The following is a 17,480-nucleotide window of genomic DNA, read 5'->3' on the forward strand; positions in this document are numbered from 1 at the left end:
ATAAGCATCTTGAAGAATAGTCCTTAGAACTTCCCCAGAATACGGCTTCATATAAAAAGGAAGGCGGCCATACACGGCCGCCTTCCTCATTTTAATTTTAATCCTGCAGCGCCTGCTCGGGCAGGAGCCGGTCAAAGGCGTAGATGCTGGCGAGCCGGTTAGGCGTAAAGGCGGACGCAAAGCCGAAGCACAGCACGGCTTTCTGCGGGTGCCTGATGTCCGGAATCCGGATCGACATGCCCTCAGGCTCCCGGTAAGTCAGCTCCGGCGCGGTAAGGATCAGCTGCCGGTCCACGACCTCCCCGGTGCTCAGCTTCACGACGGTGATGTACGTATTGCCGGTGCCTTCAACCGAGCCGGCCGAACCGTAGGCGCTGCCCTCCAGGAGATACAGGTAACCACCGTAGGAGGCGAAGCCCTGGAACGTGCCGAGGGAAGGCTGGAGGACGTCCGCCACCGGCTCGTAGATGTGCTGCTTAACTTTCTCAAGCTCATATACGCCAAAATGGAAGGCTCCGTTCAGACGGTAACGCATCGTCAGCAGCCCGTTCGCCTGATCGATATGGACCGTCGTCCGGTCGGCTCCAGGGATGAGCCGGTACTTCTCTAGCTCCGGCGACTCCGGCGTCAGGATGGCACCGTCCTGGAAGGCGAACCGGGTCAGCTGGGTTCCCCAGCCACTGCCCGACTCCGTCACCGAGTCGGTCTCCGTCCATAAGTAGGCCTGCGACCCGTCCGCCTCCACGCCGATCTGCACGCCGTGGCCAAATCCCTTCAGGAACATGTGCCCCAGCTCGTTTCCGTTCATATCCAGCTGGGTCAGGGCCAGATCGCCGCTGCTGGAGCGGGCGGCTCCGCTCACTGGTGCGGATTCGCCGGGGAGCTGCTGTCCGCCGACCATGAGCTGAACGGTATAAATACGCCCGTTCGCATTATCGATGGCAAAGGACTGAAGCACGGTCCCGTTATGCAGCGGCTTCTCGCGGATCACTTCCTTCGCCTCCTGCGACAGGTCGAACATTTTGGACTTCAGCGGCGACGGCTGCGCATGAGCGCCGGAAGCGGAGAGAGGCAGGAGGGCGGCGATCAGGAAGCCTGCCGTTAATTTCATGAGTGTGCGGCGGGCCAATCCCTTCACGGCTGAGCGGCTGTTAAATTTCGAATGATCCATGGACATCAATCCTCCAATCAAGGGTTGGGATGAAACCGGACATTCACGGCTGCGGCATGAAACTTGTGGGGGAGAGATCCATCTGCTCCCGAATCCGCATGGCCGGGAGCGGGTTGTTCACCGTCATCAGCAGGGAACCGCAGCCAAGCGCGTAGTAGACCTGCTGATCGTCGTCCGGGCAGTAGCACCACGGCAGGATGCCCAAATCCTCGTATTCCTTCACCCGGGCAGGCGTCAGCAGCTTCATGCTGAGTCCCACCGCCCACATTTTCGAAATCGTCCCCTCGGGTCCCGGCACATAGTTGTGCATCTGCTCACCGGGGAAGCCCTGTGTCTTAAGGCCATGCTTGTCGTGGATATGCGCCAGAACCGTAGCGTCAAAGCTCGTAAACACGCAACGGTGAAGCTCCCCGCGGGATGCCAGCTGGACAATGGCGGCGTCCGCGGTTTCCAGAGCCCGTTCGTCCGGTTTGATCTCCACGTTCAGCAGAACGTCCGGATAAGGGGCGATCAGCTCGCAGAATTCCTCGAAGGTCGGAACCTTAAGTCCCTCGAACACTTTGCCGAACCAGCCGCCGGCATCCAGCCGCTTCAGCTCCTCCAGCGTATAATCGCCGACCGGGCCCGATCCGTCAGTCGTCCGGTCGACGGTGGCATCATGGATGACCACCACGACGTCGTCGCGGGTCATGCGCAGGTCCAGCTCCAGCATATCGACGCCGAGATCCAGCGCCTGTTGAAACGACAAGAGCGTATTTTCCGGATAAGCGGACTTCCAGCCGCGGTGTCCGGACACCACGATGGACTGCAGCTGCTGCAAATGCTCTAGCATAAGACAGTGTACCTCCTTGTTATTGGCGGGAATGGGATCACGTTAATTTTTCAAGATCCGGTCCACTTCTTCCTTGTAGCTGTTCAGCGTGGCATCAACGTCCTTATTATCGTACATGATCGCTTGGATCGCCTTGTTAAACTCCTGCTCGACCTGCGGCCACTGGACGCTCTTGTTGGTATCAACGGCATATTGGAGCTGCTCAAAAGCCACCTTCCGGTTCGGCTCCTTTTCCCACAACTGCTTGATGGCGTCCGATTCGACCATCTGCTTCGTGAAAGGCAGGTAGCCCGTATCGATAACGAACTGCTGCGCGCCTTCCGGACTGGTCATCAGCCAATGCATGAACTCCCAGGCCGCATCCTTATGCTTGGAGGCCGCCATCATGGCCACGTTGCCGCCCCCGGTCGGAGTAGCGTACTGCTTATCCTGCGGAAGGAATGCCGTCACATAATCGAACTTCGCACCTTGAGTCAGGCCGGAGATCGAACCGGTCGATTGGAAAAGAATCCCTACCTTGCCGCTCGTAAACATCTGGTTTGTAATGTTGCCGGAGTCCTGGCTTGGCGGATAGTAGAGGGCGCCGGCATTTTGCAGCTCCTTCAGATACTTGAATGTCTTGGACGCTTCGGTCGTATAACCGACGGACGTGCCTTCATCGTTGAAGAACTTGCCCCCGGCCTGCGTAATCATGGCGATTGGATACCAGGTATCGTACGGCATCGTCAGCCCGTAGCGTTTCACCTCGCCGTTTTCCTTGACGACCAGCGCTTCGGCTGTTTTTTTCAATTCGTCCCAGGTTGTCGGGATGGACAAGCCTTTTTCGTCCAGCATCGACTTGTTGATGTGCATCACCGGCGTGGAGCGGTTAAACGGAAGGGAGACCAGCTTATCGTTAAAATAGGAATGCCCCATCAGCCCCTCCTCAAAATCGTCCTTGCTGAGGCCGGACTTTTCCATGTAGGGGGTCAGGTCTTCCAGAACTTCCGCGTCTGCAAACAGCTGGACGTTGGAACGCTCAAGCATCGTCACGTCCGGCGCGGTCTTGGCCGCAACGGCCTGCTGCAGCTTGGTTACCGTTTCCTGGTAGCTGCCCTGGAACGTTCCGACGACCTCGATTTTGTCCTGGGAGCTGTTGAACCGCTTGATCATGGCGTCCAGAAACTCCCCGTTCTTGCCGCCGATCGAGTGCCAGAACTGGATGGTCTCTTTGCCGGAGCCGGAATTACCGGCATTGCTGGATGCCTCTCCCGAAGCGGTCTTGCTGTCCGTGCCTGCCGTTTCGCCTTCGGACCCGCTTCCGCCTCCGCTGCATCCTGCCAATAAAGTCATGATCAGCGCCAGTGTCAGCGCGATGAATGGAAACTTGTTCTTCACAGAAACTCCTCCATTTTCAGGTGATTTAAATCGTTATAGCGACAGCTTATTTAATACCGGAGTATACAAAAGCCTTGACGATCTGCTTGGAAGCAAACAAATACACGATCAGGATCGGCAGGACAAGCACAACGTTGCCCGCCATGATGATATGCCAGTTGGATACGCCCTCGGATTCCCGGAGCATGGCGATCCCGATCGTCAGCGGCCGGACGGCGGTCGAGTCGGTGACGACGAGCGGCCAGAAGTAGTCGTTCCAATGGCTCACAAAGCTGAACAAGGCGACGGTGGCCAAGGCGGGAACGGCCATAGGGATCATGATCTTCTGCATGATTTTGAACTCGCTGGCATTATCCAGCCGGGCGGACTCGATGATCTCCTGCGGGATTTGCATAAAATACTGGCGGAGCAGGAAAATTCCGAAGGCATTGGCCATGAAGGGAATGATCTGGGGCAAAAGGGTGTTGTTGATGCCCCAATCCGCCATCATCAGGTAGACGGGAATGAACGTCACCTGCCCGGGAATCATGAAGGCGAGCAGCACGATGCCGAACAGCAGATTCCGGCCCCAGAAGCGGTATTTGGCAAATGCGTACGCCGCCGGGATCATCACGATCATTTGCAGCACGATGACGGAGACGGTGATGATGACCGAGTTTTTCGCATAGGTCACGAAGGGAGCCGACCTCATGGCCTCGGCAAAGTTATGCCACTGCGGCGCGGCGGGAATCCACGTCGGCGGAAAGGCCAGCGTCTCCTCAAAGGTTTGCAGCGAAGTGGATATCATCCACAGGAACGGGAAAATAAACACGATCAGCACGGCGAGCTTGGCCACGAAGCCCAGAAGCCGTTTCAGAAGCCGGAGGGACGCATGGTCCCGGATCCGGTAACGCAGCTTCCCGCCGACTTGTTTCTTTTCCTGGATCAGCACGGGAAAAGCACCCCCTCAGGTTGTTGTCTGCCCATGGTGCGGCTCATTGGTAGTGAATCCGCTGGGCAAGGACTTTGAAGTAAACAAAGGTCAGCACCGCGATTATCGCCATCAGCACGACGCCGGTGGCCGAAGCGAAGCCGATGCTGGTCGTTCTGAACTCGTAGATATAGTACACGAGCGTCGTCGTTGAGCCGTTGGGGCCGCCCCCGGTCATGATTTTGACGGTATCGAACACCTTGAAGGAACCGATCGTCATGATGACGAGGATGAAAAACAACTGCGGCGAGATCAGCGGCAGCGTAATTTTCCAAAACACCTTGAACCTGCTGGCATTGTCCAGCGCAGCGGCTTCGTAGATGGTCGGGGGAATGCTCTGCAGCGCCGCTACCATAATGAGGGCGTAATAGCCGATGCTGTGCCACACCGAGACCAGGATCACGGAGATCATGGAAGTGCTGGAGCTCTGCAGCCAGGGCGATCCCGGAAGTCCGAAGGCCTTCAGCACATAATTGAGCAGACCGTGCCCCGGCTCCATCAGCCACATCCAGACGAGCGCGATGGAGACGATCGAAATGATATGCGGCGTGAACAGGCCTGCCTGCAGAATGGAGTTAAACCGCGACCGCTTCCGCAGCCATACGGCCACGCCGAGCGAGAGCAGCATGGTGCAGAGCACGACGCCCACCGTGTAGACGGCGGTGTTGGCCAGGGCATGATAGAAATCGTCCCTGGTGAAGATTTCCCGGTAGTTGTCAAGACCGATGAACTTGCTTTTGTCCTTATTGAGCAGGTTGTATTTATACAGGCTTAATTTAATGAGGTAAAAGACCGGGTAGACCACGAATAGGAACAAGGCGATCATCGCCGGCAAAATGAGCGCGTACGGCCTGGTCGTCTCCCATACTCTGCGCCGGTTCATTGGAAACGTCCCCTTAGCGCATGAAGGTAGGTGTTATGCCGTCGGTCATCGCGGTAAATCCGCTTTTCATCCGCTCCGAAGAGAAAAAGCTTGGATTCGTCCACCGAGAGATAGATGTCCTGGTCCACGCTGAACAGGTCTTCGGTGCATTTGATCATAAAGGAATGGTCCCGGGTACGGACCTGGTAGATGGTCTCTGAGCCAAGCATTTCCCGGGTGGAGATGACGCCTTTGGCCGTAAAATGGGCATCCGCCGGCTCGGTGGACAGCAGCCCGTGCTCCGGACGAAAGCCAAAGCGGACTCCGTCCTGCCCCATGTCGCCGACGTTCATCGGAGGCACCCCGATAAACTGCGCGGCAAATAAATTATCCGGTTCGCGGTAAATTTCAGCCGGCGAAGCCTCCTGCTGAATCTCCCCCTGGTTCATCAGCACGATGGTATCGGCCATGGACATCGCTTCGACCTGATCGTGCGTGACGTAGACGAAGGTGGAGCCCAGCTTCTTGTGCAGCTCGATGAGCTCGACGCGCATCTGTACCCGAAGCTTGGCGTCTAAGTTGGACAGGGGCTCGTCCATCAGGAACACCGATGGTTTCTTGACCATCGCCCGCGCGAGCGCCACCCGCTGCCGCTGGCCGCCCGAAAGGGTGGAGGGCTTGCGGTCGAGGTACGGGCGGAGTCCAACCGTCTCGCTGATGCTTTCCACGAGCCGTGTCCGTTCCTCCTTGGGTACTTTGTTGTTTTTCAGGCCGAATTCGATATTCTCGCGTACGGACATCGTCGGATAAATGGCGTAGTTCTGAAACACCATCGCGACGCCCCTTTGACCCGGGGCAATGGCGGATACGTCGCTGCCACCGATCAGAACCGACCCCGAAGTCTGGCGGTCGAGCCCGGCGATCATGCGGAGCAGGGTGGTCTTGCCGCAGCCCGAAGGACCGACCAGGACGGTGAATTTGCCGTCTTCGATCTTCAGGTTCAGACGGGGGATGATGGTGTTTTTGTCAAACGATTGGGATACATCGACCAACTCAATGGATGCCACACGGATTCCTCCTTCACCAGCGGTTGCTATGTGTTGTTTGGGTTCATCGTCCACGGCAAGCGCTTTCATATGATGAAGAACGGAGGGAGGAATGCCTGGGCATCCTCCAGCCGTTTTTACTTCAACCCGCTTGTGTGGTACACTATTGAACAAGATTTTCGCTCTCTCACCAGCGAAAATCGAGGTACATCTTTTTCCAGTCTCTGTGAGCCAGGGCAGATTCCATTGCGCCCGCAAAGTCTTCTGCCTTGCTCACCGGGATATAGTCATCCGGCACCAACTGCCGGAGCGTCTCCTGACATTCCTCCTGCTGCATCACTTCAAGCACCTTCCGAAAATCGCTGTGCGAGCTCCGGCTGCTGCCGTGGATCGTAATGCCTTTCTCCAGCACATCCCGCGTATTGATAGGAACCAGATCCTCGCTGACGCCCATGGCGATCAGATGGCCCCCAGGCAGAAGTAAGTCGATCCCTTGATTGATGGCGCTTTCACTAAACCTTCCGCCTGTGCATTCCAGCACGACGTCAACCTTCCAGCCGCCTTGAAAATCGTATTCCTGCACCATTTCGGTCCGGGCAAACGTGAAATGCTCCAGCTTCTCCTGAATGGCACCGAATACAGTCAAGCGCTCCGTGCTGACGCCAAAGGCGTAATGGAGCATGGCGGCGGTCAGGAAGCCGACCGGGCCGTCTCCGAAAACGGCGACCTGTGCGCTGTCCAGCAGATCGGCCACGGGGCGGATCGCCCGGTAGGATACGCTGCACAGTTCCGCCAGCACGGCAATGTCATCCGGAATCGAATCCGGGATCGCAATGGCGCATGCCTCTGGAATGACAAGCCGGCTCTGCGCGATACCGTCGATCGTACTCCCAAGAAACTTGCCGTTGTAGCAGTAATTCTCCGGAATGTCTCCCCGGCAGGCCGGACAGCACTCGTCGTGCTTGACGCCGTTCAGCAGATAGCCCGGCAGGTTCGGCACGATGGCGACCCGCTGTCCCGCTTGAAGCTTGGGGGAGCCGCCGACGACTTTCCCGATCCCTTCATGAAGCAGGGCCATCGGCAGCTTGCGGGCAAGGACTTCGGGTTTCCGAAGGCCTCCGAAATACCGCAGGTCGGCATGACAGATGCTGGCCAAAGTGGGTTCAATGACGACGAAACCTTCCGTGACGGTCCGATCCATCGTCATTTCTTCGACATGGTGGGGGTGGGTGAGCCGGAGCGACCGGGAGTCCACCGTTTGCGTAATCGTACTCAAATCAGGAAACACCTCCATGTGAGCGTTATTTGGTTTTTTTAAGATCTGAGGTTTCTTTTCATTCATCCAGGGCGTTAGGCCACCGTCAGCTCCCGCTAAGGGAGCCGAGTCTTGTCATACGGTTAAAATTTGAATGCCGGCGTCCTGAAACTGTTTAATGTCGTAATCCGCAACTTCTTTGCCCGTGATCAGGGTATGGATCGAGCTATTCGGCGCGACATTATACAGCGAAATTTTGCCGATTTTCGTTTCGTCGGCGACGACGATGACTTCCTGGGCGGCCGCGATCATGCCCTGCTTGGCGACAACCAGCTGGGCTTCTGGAAGTGTAAGGCCGTATTTGGGATGGATCGCGGTGGTCGCGATAAAAGCTTTGGATACGTGTACCGACCGCAGCACGTAATCCGTAAACATGCCGTTCAGCATGAAGCTGGACGGATACAGTTCCCCGCCGGTGACCGTCACTTTGACGCCGGGAGCGTCCCGAAGCTCGGCCGCCACGTTCATGTCGTTGGTAATGACGGTGATGTTGGAGCGGTGGACCAGGTTGCGGGCGATGTGCAGCGTGGTCGTGCCGGAGTCCAAAATGATGTGGTCCCCGTCTTCCACCAAGCTTGCCGCCTTCTGGCCGATGCGTTCCTTCTGATCGAGCTGGATGCCCGATCTTTCGTTGAACGAAGGCTCGTGATGTGTGAGCTGTTCCACAATAACGCCGCCGTGCGTGCGTTTCAGAAGCCCTTCCTGCTCGACCTCGGCCAGGTCGCGCCGGATCGTCGCTTCATGAACGCCGAATTCCTTGGCTAACGTGCCGACAGAAGCCGACCGATGCTGTCTGACAAATTCGACGATTCTCATTTTTCGTTCAGCTGCCAGCAATATAACCATCCTTTCCGCCAAATCGCATATACGATTGCTTACATTTGTTCATTTTTGCTCATTTGTCAGGCTTGCCGTCAGTTCGATTACATCTTGAAATTGGAATACTTGTTGTTTGCGGAAAATTTTTGTGCGAATTCTGAGGAGATTCCCGACGATTCAATGCCAAGCACATCGGGCAGGGAAGATATTTTGTCCATGGCGGCAACCACCTGCATCGGATTTGGGGAGCGGATATGGAATTTCAGTTCGACCATGGCATCCGCCAGCCCGTCGGGCGTGCGGATTTCGATATTGTTGATCTTGATGCCAAGCACATCCAGCTCGCTGGCGACCGTCACAAGCATGCCCGGCTTGTCGGGCACCCGGATGAGGAAGTCGAAGTTCCTCTTGCGGTGCATGATGAGCTTTTCCCATTTGTTCAGGGCAAACAGGCTGATAAAAGCAAGACCGGTCGTCAGAAGGGCCGAGTAGAGAAATCCGGCGCCGATCGACAATCCGATCGCGGCCACGACCCATACCGAAGCGGCGGTCGTCAGTCCGGATACCGTCTGTCCCGAGCGGAGAATGGCTCCCGCGCCGAGAAAGCCGATCCCGCTGATCACCTGCGCAGCGAGCCGCGCCGGATCCAGGCGGACGTTCGTTTCGTCCACGAAGGCTTCAAAGCCGTACATGGACAGGATCATGATGGACGCAGAGCCGAGACAGACCAGGATATGGGTCCGGAAGCCGGCGGCGTGATTGTTCCATTCGCGTTCCATGCCGATCAATCCGCCCATGGCGACCGATAACAGCAGCCGGAGCGTCAAATCCAAATTGCTGATATGCCACACACTGTCGATTCATCATTCCCCCTTAACTCAAGCGAAAATGAACATTCAATGCCCAAATCAAACATAAATGAGTATTATTTGCGTAATATATGCTCGTTTATGTTCACAATCTGTTCATTTGTCGCTATATTAACACGCGGATTAGCGGAAGACAATATATCTGGAGGAAATTTTTGAAATATTTTTTTAGAGGAGGGGCGTGGGCGACGGTGGGGCAGCTGAGGGTTATGGTCAGCATTTTTGATTTGCCCGAGAGGACTGTTTCTCTACAGCGGCCCACACTCTTTCCTCCATCCCGGCCGATTTCAACTCCAGTAGATCCAAGTACATGGCTTCCTTGCGTCGAAAAAAGCGTAAAAGGTGCTTGTGGCGATCCCGGTTGCGGCGGTTAACTGTTCCAGTGAATTTTTTTTAAGACCCTGTGCTGCAAACAACCTTTTACCGGCATCGATTAAATCCTGACGAAGTTGTTCTTTTTCAGCTGGAGAGAATTGAGGCACCTTAAAACCTCCTAAAAAACAAAATGTATTTTTATTTTTTAGTAATTCGCTTCTTTTTGTTTGTCAACGATTTCCACCAGAATACTTTGCTCTATTCCATCCATAATAAGGAGAATGATCGGGTCCAAGTATGCCACGCAGCATGGAGCCGAAAACGCAGGGAGGAATCGCCCATGAGTCAAGAAATGAAGGATGAGAAGCGGGCCCTTTCGACAGACCTGTCGACCGTGGAGTCGCAGCGCAACGATCTGGCCTTCGAGGAGTTTCCGGACGGGCCCTATGGGTCGCCGGTCAACGCCGAGCAGCTGGGAAAAAGCACGCCGTGGCGGGTGGACCAGCGCAGCTCGGGTCGATTCGACTACGAGAATCATGAGCTGCACGAAGGCCATGTCCGGGATTTCCCGGGGCAGGACGTTTTTGATGAGCGGATTCCGGATGACGTGAATAAGCCGAGGGTTCCGGAGGAATGAAATGAGCGAAGAAGATATTTTTAGGTTTATGAAAAATGCGCTGAGCTAAATCGATGGACCCCCAAACGAGCCGATACGGACTGCCGGCTTTCCTTGGGGGTTCTTTTTGTTTTGTTCCATATGCTGCACCCTTGACTTCAGGTATGTTTTGACCGGGCGCCGAACATAATGGGATCTATGCTCATTTTCTCACAGGAAAGGAAATCGTCATGAAGCCTGATGCACCCAAGACCCTCCGTGAAATATTGGAGCAAGCCGCCAAGTCCAGCGATTTTCGGCAGTTTTCACCCTTTGCGAAGGACGACCGGATCCGGATCAGCTACTATTCTTCTCTTGTGGATGCGGAGAAAATCAACCGTTATCTTATCGCTGAAATCCAGCAGCATGATGATGACATTCATCGGCTGGAGGACATTCAGAACCGAATCCCGTTCGATGAAGCGCAAATCACCGAGGATACGTCGGAAGTCGAGTCCAAGCTGGTCAAAGGGTATGTGATCCTCCAGATCACGTCGGAAGAGCCGGCTTTTTTGATCGTTAATATCAACCAGACCGAACAGGGACACCGCCAAAGCAACGAGACCGAAAATGAATTCAGCGTCGTGGGACCCAAAATCGGCTTTGTGGAAAACATTCATGTCAACGTCCATTTGCTGAGACAGCAAATCGCCGTAACGAGGCTGGTGATCGAGGAGGTTTCGGTCGGCAGCCTGTCCAATACGAAGGTCATGATTGCTTATCTTGACGGAGTGACGAATCCGCAGCATATCGAAACGATGAAACAGCGGCTCGGCAAGATCGACTTCGAGGTCGTATTCGACACATCGATTCTCGATCAGATTATATCCGATCATACCAACTCCCCGTTCCCGCTTTATCTGTCGACGGAAAGGGTAGACCGGGTGGCTTACGCCATTACTTCCGGACAGGTCGCGGTGTTTGCGGACGGATCACCCTATGTCTTTACGGGCCCTTCCACGTTTTTGGACTTTTTCGTATCGCCGGAGGACTATTATTTGCCCTGGATTATCGGGTCTTTCTTTCGCATCATCCGCATTCTGAGCGTCATCTTCTCCATTTTTGTCACGCCTGTCTATGTCGCCGTATTAACGTATCATTTCGAGGTTATTCCGGAAAATATACTGGAGCCGTTGATCATGTCCCGAACCCATGTCCCGCTTCCCCCTGTGCTGGAGGCGCTTTTCCTGGAAGTGACGATCGAGCTGCTGCGGGAAGCTGGAGCCCGGCTCCCGACCAAAATCGGCCAGACGCTCGGCATCGTAGGCGGGATCGTCATCGGCCAAGCCACGGTGGAAGCCGCCTTGGCGAGCAGTATCCTGCTGATCATTGTTGCGTTGTCGGCGCTTGCCTCGTTTACGACCCCGATATTTAAAATGGCCAACACCATCCGCCTCCTGCGTTTCCCGCTGATCCTGCTGGCCGGCCTATGGGGCGGGATGGGGATAGTGGCCGGGTTCTTTTTGCTGCTTGGGCACCTGCTGCGGCTCAAATCCCTCGGAATCCCGTACTTGCTGCCGCTGTTCCCGCTGCGGACAGGCAATTTCGGCGACAGCTTCGTTCGGCGATCGTACCGCTATATCACCAACCGGAACATTTACCTAAGGCCTCTGGATTCCAAGCGGTATACCCCGAGTGAAGACAAGGAGGATATTGAGCATGAGTAGCCTCGCGAGATGGCTGGGAGCTGTCGGTATCTTCTTGGTGCTCGCCGGATGCGGCAACGACCGAATGGTCGATAATATCCGTATCGTCACGGTGCTCGGATTTGACGACGGCCGCCCGGGATATATCGGGACCGCTCTCTACAGCGATTTTACGCAGAGGGGGAAGGTCGGCACGCTGCAGGGGCGGGCGGGGCAGACCCAGCTCGTCCTGAACGAAATGAACGGCCAGTCGGCCCAGCCGGTCAAAATCGAGAAGCTGCGGCTGCTCCTGTTCAGCCGGGAGCTTGCGGAGAGCGGCCTTTCGTATTTCATCAATTCGATCTGCCGCAACCCGCTGATCAGCAATTATTTGACGGTGGCCGTATCGGAGGAGCCAGTCTCGTCCCTGGCCAAGGTCATAGCCGAGCAGGGCAGCCGTGAGCTGCCATACCATCTCATTGAGCAGAATATGAAATCGGGGAATATTCCGAGATCCAACCTCTCGACGATGTTGTTTGATTACCATGGCCTGGGAAGGGACGTTTCGCTTCCGGTCATCCGGTTAAACGCTGCGGGCAGATTGCAGGTATCGGGCTATGGCATTTTCAAGGGGGACCGGTTAAAACTCACCTTGAATCCGGAGGAAATGTTCTATTATAAGCTTCTTCAGGGATATTCCATGCGCGGGGAAATTCCGTTTACCCTGAAAAAGCACGGGCAGGAAGGAACGGCCCTTTTTTCGGTGAGCTATGGAAGGGAATCCAAGCATGTGGTCATGAGAACAGATGGCTTGCATATCCAGGTCCAGCTCGCCATTAGCGGGATGGTAAAGGAATATCCGAGATGGATGGACTTGCGAAAGGACTCCAATGACCGTGAGGTAGACCGCCAGCTGGAAAAGCAAATACGGGAACACCTGATGTCGCTGCTCGCCAAACTGAGGGACAGCGGTGTGGATCCGCTTGGCGTAGGGGATTTGGTCAGAGCATATTCCCGGGACTGGGACGAGAAGGAGTTTTACGAAAGGATATATCCGAAAACGGCGTTCGATTTCGCTATCAATCTTCAACTGACCAAATCGGGAATCGGAGAATGACAAGGACAGGTGATCGAAGTTGCCCAGACAGATCAAAGAAAGCTTAACCGTATCCCCCTATCTGATGTGGTTTATGATCCACGGAACGCAGACAGGCATTGCCATGCTGAACTTTCAAAGCCGGAACATTAAGGGGGCGCAGCAGGACTCCTGGTTATCCTTACTGCTCGTCGGTCTCAGCCTGCACGCGGTCGTGTGGATCATTTATGCAATTATGAAGCACGCGGACGGAGGCGATATCCTCCACCTGCATCGGCAGTTGTTCGGCAAATGGCTGGGAGATGCGATGAATCTCCTGTTCTACGGTTATATGCTGCTGTTTATCGTCTATCAAATCCGGTCTTACATGGAGGTCATCCATATTTGGGCGTTTCCCACGACGCCGCTCTGGTTCGTATGCCTGCTCATTTTGCTGACCGCCGTATATATCGTGACCGGGGGGCTGCGGGTGATCACGGGAATCTGCTTTTTCTGCGTCGTCATTCCCACCCTGCTCCTGGTATCGATTTATTTTCCGCTGCAGTATGCCCATTGGACGAATCTCCTGCCGCTGATGAATCATACGCCGCGTGAATATGCCCAGTCGGCGTTTCATTCGCTCAATTTATTTTATGGGGTGGAGTTTCTGCTTCTGCTGTATCCCTTTATCAAGCATCCAGAAAAGTCCCGGAAGTGGGCTCATATCGCCGTAGCCCATTCCACAGTACTTTACTTGGTCGTCGCTCTAGTCACATTGGCGTTCTTTAACGTTCAGCAGCTGGAGCATACGATCTGGCCGACGCTGATCCTGTCGAAAGTGGCCCGGCTCCCGTTCATCGACCGGTTCGATTACGTGTACGTGTTCAATTGGTTTATCGTGATTCTGCCGCCGGTATGTATGGCAATGTGGGCAGGAACCAGAATTTTGAGACAGGTCACCCCACTGAGATCCAAGCCGCTGGTATGGTTCACATGCGGGATGTCGTTTGTCATTATCGCCGTATTACAAGGACCCAAGACGATCGACAAGCTGGATTCTGTGGTAACCTGGGCCGGACTGGTCCTGCTGTACGTCTATCTTCCGCTGCTGTGCCTCTGGGTGCATATTGTCCAACGGTATCAAAATCGAAGGGCGGCAGTAGAAGGGGGGTGAAATCGTACCCATGCCTGGTTGGGATTAAAATGATAGAAATGGCATATTGATTTACTGTAACTAAATTGTGTACAATTCAGTTACAGAAGAAAGCTTACGAACTGAAAGGCTTGCCGAAGGCCTTCACTGACTGATAAAAAAGGATGGGATAAATGATGACAAACACAACGACATTAACATTGGAACAGGCATTGAACCAGCAGGTGGCAAACTTCAGCATCCTTTACGTGAAAATTCATAACTATCACTGGTATGTAAAAGGAGAACAGTTCTTTACGCTGCATGCGAAATTCGAGGAACTGTACAACGACGTTACGCAAAAAACGGACGAAATCGCCGAACGCCTTCTGGCGATCAAGGGCAGACCGTCTGCTACATTGAAAGAGTACCTGGAAATCGCCACGATTGCGGAAGCTACGGGAAAAGAGGACGCGCGCGGCATGGTGCAGTCGCTCATCCATGACTTCTCGGCGGTAAGCAAGGAACTGCATGACACCATCAACTTGGCCGAAAGCGCCGGTGACCACCCAACCGCCGATATGCTGATCGCGATGCAGGCGGACTTGGATAAGCATGTATGGATGCTTGAATCCTACCTTGGCTGATTTCAACGATTTCCAATGAACGAGGGGCTCGCGCCCTTTCGTCGGTTATGTCAGAAGAGAAGGGGTGTGATTATTAATGGAAGCTAAATTTGCCATGGAGCATGAGGTTGCCAAAATTCTGGATCACCACGAATACGCCGCCGTTGCGACGGTGGAGAATCAGAAGCCGCGGCTGCGCCGGATGCCTAAGTATAACAAAGGACTGAGCATCTATCTTGTCGCAAATCGGAAAAGCCAAACCTGGGACCTGGAAAGCAAGACGCCGGTGTCGCTGCTGGTAGGGCATGGGGAGAACGACTCCCGGGAAACGGTGGAAATCGACGGAAAATTAACCGTGAACACGGAGGAAGCTCTCCGCCAGCAGATTTGGCGGGAAGAGTTCAGCGCGGATTTCTCCGGCCCGGATGATCCGGATTATGTGATCCTTCAGGTTAAGGCCATTCGTGTGGAGTTAACCGACAAGGAAGGACAGAAGCACGAGTGGTTCGATTATTGATTGAATCCCGCGGCAGCGGTGAGAGCCGCCTCATCAGGTTGAAATCTGATGAGGCGGCTTTTTGGTGTGCGCAAATACTTTCGAAGGAGTATTAAGGATGATTGATGTGACCATGCGTCTTGACCGAAGTGCATCCGGCGATAATGATCATCGGGCTGCAGCATCCAAAAGGTGGAAGTGAAAATGACCGAACGCCATTGTCAGCCGGTTGTGCCGGCAAAATTGATGTAAACGCATACATGTTATTTTTGACCTGTCGCAAAACCGCGCCCCATAAGGGCTCGTGCGGGAATTGTCATTTTTGATATATATACCTTAAAAGCTATCCAAATCATCAAAAATGACATATTCGGCTCCTAAATCACAAGTGAATGTAACCACCGGAGCCAGATTTCAAGCCGATTTGATGGGGGAGCGAAAACGACATATTTACGCATGGCGGGGGCTCCGATATGTTTATTGTAAGCGTTATCACCCGCCGCTGAAGCGAGATGCGGGGGAAACAGGCAGGCTTAACTAACGATCAAAAACCGTGGCCGAGAAACAGGGACATTTGGTGGAGGATCAGCCCGACGATAGATACTTTGAGGATGGAAGCTTCACCGAAGAAGGATGTTTCATTTAAGGAGAAGGTTTCATTGAAGAAGGATGTTTCTTCATTGTACGAAACCATCAGAACCGATCGGAAGCTCTCTCGGGATCCTGTTCGAAACGAGGATGCTAAGCTGCTTGCCTGGTTTGTTTAACTGCCCTAATGAGGATGGGCTATCACCTAGATGCTGGTCAGCCGAAATTTTTGTTCCCTTAGTAAAAGGGAGAAACAATGCGAGACAGTTTGCAGGGTACATCGTCATAGGGCTCACAAAGAGGAAGTTTAACCAAAACTCTTCCTTGTTCAGGTAATATACCGAACACAATTATGTAACTTAAGTTATCATTATTATGTCAAGTGTTGCTCGATTCACCCGAATTTGCTGCAAAAACAACATATTCCTCTGGCCAAAACCGGTCGATTTTCTTCTTGTTCGTACGGGTTTTGCCCTGAATTTCAGGTTCATGTGGAAAATGACATATTTACGAGGGTTTTACCGATCGAATACGTTTAGATCACAAACCTTATTCACCCGCCTTTTTCGGGCTTTAACATCCGTCATCACGGAGAGATAAAGGCAACAAAGAACCTACCAGAGAAGGAGTGATACGATGCATGAGACAAAAGCTGCCATCGCAGGCCCGCCGGCTGTGATGCCGAGAAAGAAAACCCACAAAAGCTTGTGGAAGCGCATCATTCTGAACTGGGAGCTGTACCTGTTTATTGCGCCGGCCTTTTTCTACTTTCTTATTTTCTGTTACGGGCCGATGTACGGCATCCAGATCGCGTTCAAAAACTTCATTCCGACAAAAGGAATTACGGGAAGCCCGTGGGTCGGCTTCGACCACTTCGTCCGCTTCTTTCATTCCTACTACTTCTGGGATCTGCTCTGGAACACGCTGAGCATCAGCTTGTACTCGCTGGTCGTTGGTTTTCCGATCCCGATCATTCTGGCGCTGGCCTTCAACGAAGTCCGAAACGGCTTCTTCAAGAAGCTGTCCCAGACGGTGACGTACGCACCGCACTTTATTTCCATGGTCGTTATGGCGGGGATGATTATTACGTTCCTCTCGCCTTCGACGGGGATCGTCACCCACATGATCGAGGGGCTGGGCCTGAAAGCGCCGGACTTCCTTACCGACCCGCGCTGGTTCAAGACGATGTACGTCTTCTCGGATGTGTGGCAGAGCGCCGGCTGGGGCACGATCATCTATCTCGCCGCGCTCTCGGGCGTCGATCCGGGGCTGCATGAGGCGGCGATTATTGACGGGGCCTCGCGCTTCCAGCGCGTGCGGCACATCAACATCCCGGTGCTGATCCCGACGATGACCATCCTGCTCATCCTGAATATGGGCAGCCTGCTCGGGGTCGGCTTTGAGAAAATCCTGCTGCTGCAAAACCCGCTCAACATGAGCTCGTCGGACGTCATTTCCACCTTCGTCTACCGCTCGGGTCTGGTGGATGCGCAGTACAGCTTCTCGACTGCCATCGGCCTGTTCAACTCGGTCATCAATGCGGTATTGCTCATCGTCGTCAATCAGATCGTCCGCCGTACGAGCGAGAACAGTTTGTGGTAGAGAGGAGGAGCTTCGATGTTATCTGGAGTCAGAGAAACCCGGCGGGATAAAGTCTTTCTCGCCTTCAATTACCTGTATGTGTTTCTGGCGTTTCTAATCGTGTTC

At 54.1% G+C, this 17,480-nt stretch carries 17 protein-coding genes; 7 read left to right on the plus strand and 10 right to left on the minus strand.

Annotated features, from left to right (window positions below; genetic code table 11):
- Window positions 1-97 precede the first annotated feature (97 nt).
- The 10 genes from IAE55_RS15595 to IAE55_RS15640 form a co-directional block, all read right to left on the minus strand.
- Window positions 98-1,171, minus strand: coding sequence for a phage baseplate protein (locus tag IAE55_RS15595; protein WP_200633201.1), 1,074 nt, complete (start codon window positions 1,169-1,171; stop codon window positions 98-100).
- Window positions 1,172-1,214: 43 nt separating this feature from the next.
- Window positions 1,215-2,003: a glycerophosphodiester phosphodiesterase family protein gene (locus IAE55_RS15600; protein ID WP_200633202.1), complete on the minus strand. Its 789-nt coding sequence runs from the start codon at window positions 2,001-2,003 to the stop codon at window positions 1,215-1,217.
- Window positions 2,004-2,045: 42 nt separating this feature from the next.
- Window positions 2,046-3,380, minus strand: a complete 1,335-nt coding sequence (locus IAE55_RS15605; protein WP_325168646.1) for an ABC transporter substrate-binding protein — start codon at window positions 3,378-3,380, stop codon at window positions 2,046-2,048.
- Window positions 3,381-3,426: 46 nt separating this feature from the next.
- On the minus strand, window positions 3,427-4,167 hold the full coding sequence (locus IAE55_RS15610) for a carbohydrate ABC transporter permease (RefSeq protein ID WP_084204006.1): 741 nt from the start codon (window positions 4,165-4,167) through the stop codon (window positions 3,427-3,429).
- Window positions 4,168-4,354: 187 nt separating this feature from the next.
- Window positions 4,355-5,233: a carbohydrate ABC transporter permease gene (locus tag IAE55_RS15615; protein ID WP_200633203.1), complete on the minus strand. Its 879-nt coding sequence runs from the start codon at window positions 5,231-5,233 to the stop codon at window positions 4,355-4,357.
- The gene (locus IAE55_RS15620; RefSeq protein WP_152399315.1) at window positions 5,230-6,279 is read right to left on the minus strand and encodes an ABC transporter ATP-binding protein; all 1,050 of its coding nucleotides are present in this window, start codon (window positions 6,277-6,279) and stop codon (window positions 5,230-5,232) included. The genes IAE55_RS15615 and IAE55_RS15620 overlap by 4 nt, the downstream gene beginning before the upstream one ends.
- A 166-nt stretch (window positions 6,280-6,445) precedes the next feature.
- Window positions 6,446-7,534, minus strand: a complete 1,089-nt coding sequence (locus tag IAE55_RS15625; protein ID WP_234489566.1) for a zinc-binding dehydrogenase — start codon at window positions 7,532-7,534, stop codon at window positions 6,446-6,448.
- 114 nt (window positions 7,535-7,648) lie between these two features.
- Window positions 7,649-8,410, minus strand: coding sequence for a DeoR/GlpR family DNA-binding transcription regulator (locus IAE55_RS15630; protein ID WP_116234532.1), 762 nt, complete (start codon window positions 8,408-8,410; stop codon window positions 7,649-7,651).
- A gap of 86 nt (window positions 8,411-8,496) precedes the next feature.
- Entirely contained in the window at window positions 8,497-9,189 is a 693-nt protein-coding gene (locus IAE55_RS15635; RefSeq protein WP_200633233.1) for an MgtC/SapB family protein, read from the minus strand.
- Between the two features lie 359 nt (window positions 9,190-9,548).
- Window positions 9,549-9,743 carry a TetR/AcrR family transcriptional regulator gene (locus tag IAE55_RS15640; protein WP_200633204.1) on the minus strand — a complete coding sequence of 65 codons (195 nt, stop codon included), beginning with the start codon at window positions 9,741-9,743 and terminating at the stop codon, window positions 9,549-9,551.
- A gap of 173 nt (window positions 9,744-9,916) precedes the next feature.
- Here IAE55_RS15640 and IAE55_RS15645 point away from each other — a divergent pair, with 173 nt between their 5' ends.
- The 7 genes from IAE55_RS15645 (at window position 9,917) to IAE55_RS15675 (ending at window position 17,375) form a co-directional block, all read left to right on the plus strand.
- A complete protein-coding gene (locus IAE55_RS15645) occupies window positions 9,917-10,213 on the plus strand; it encodes a hypothetical protein (protein ID WP_076172932.1) in 297 nt (98 codons plus the stop codon).
- 209 nt (window positions 10,214-10,422) lie between these two features.
- Window positions 10,423-11,898, plus strand: a complete 1,476-nt coding sequence (locus IAE55_RS15650) for a spore germination protein (RefSeq protein ID WP_200633205.1) — start codon at window positions 10,423-10,425, stop codon at window positions 11,896-11,898.
- On the plus strand, window positions 11,891-12,973 hold the full coding sequence (locus IAE55_RS15655) for a Ger(x)C family spore germination protein (protein ID WP_200633206.1): 1,083 nt from the start codon (window positions 11,891-11,893) through the stop codon (window positions 12,971-12,973). Before IAE55_RS15650 ends, IAE55_RS15655 begins: the two co-directional genes overlap by 8 nt.
- Window positions 12,974-12,992: 19 nt before the next feature.
- Complete coding sequence (locus IAE55_RS15660; protein ID WP_200633207.1) at window positions 12,993-14,105, plus strand: GerAB/ArcD/ProY family transporter; 1,113 nt, start codon at window positions 12,993-12,995, stop codon at window positions 14,103-14,105.
- Window positions 14,106-14,260: 155 nt separating this feature from the next.
- Window positions 14,261-14,710 carry a Dps family protein gene (locus tag IAE55_RS15665; RefSeq protein WP_116234557.1) on the plus strand — a complete coding sequence of 150 codons (450 nt, stop codon included), beginning with the start codon at window positions 14,261-14,263 and terminating at the stop codon, window positions 14,708-14,710.
- 76 nt (window positions 14,711-14,786) lie between these two features.
- Window positions 14,787-15,206, plus strand: coding sequence for a pyridoxamine 5'-phosphate oxidase family protein (locus tag IAE55_RS15670; RefSeq protein ID WP_145026641.1), 420 nt, complete (start codon window positions 14,787-14,789; stop codon window positions 15,204-15,206).
- Between the two features lie 1,245 nt (window positions 15,207-16,451).
- Window positions 16,452-17,375 (plus strand): ABC transporter permease, encoded by a 924-nt coding sequence (locus IAE55_RS15675; RefSeq protein ID WP_234489601.1) that lies wholly within the window; start codon window positions 16,452-16,454, stop codon window positions 17,373-17,375.
- The last annotated feature ends 105 nt before the right edge of the window (window positions 17,376-17,480 follow it).

The sequence above is a fragment of the Paenibacillus sp. S28 genome (assembly GCF_016624415.1).
In the GTDB taxonomy this organism is placed as follows: domain Bacteria; phylum Bacillota; class Bacilli; order Paenibacillales; family Paenibacillaceae; genus Paenibacillus_AQ; species Paenibacillus_AQ favisporus.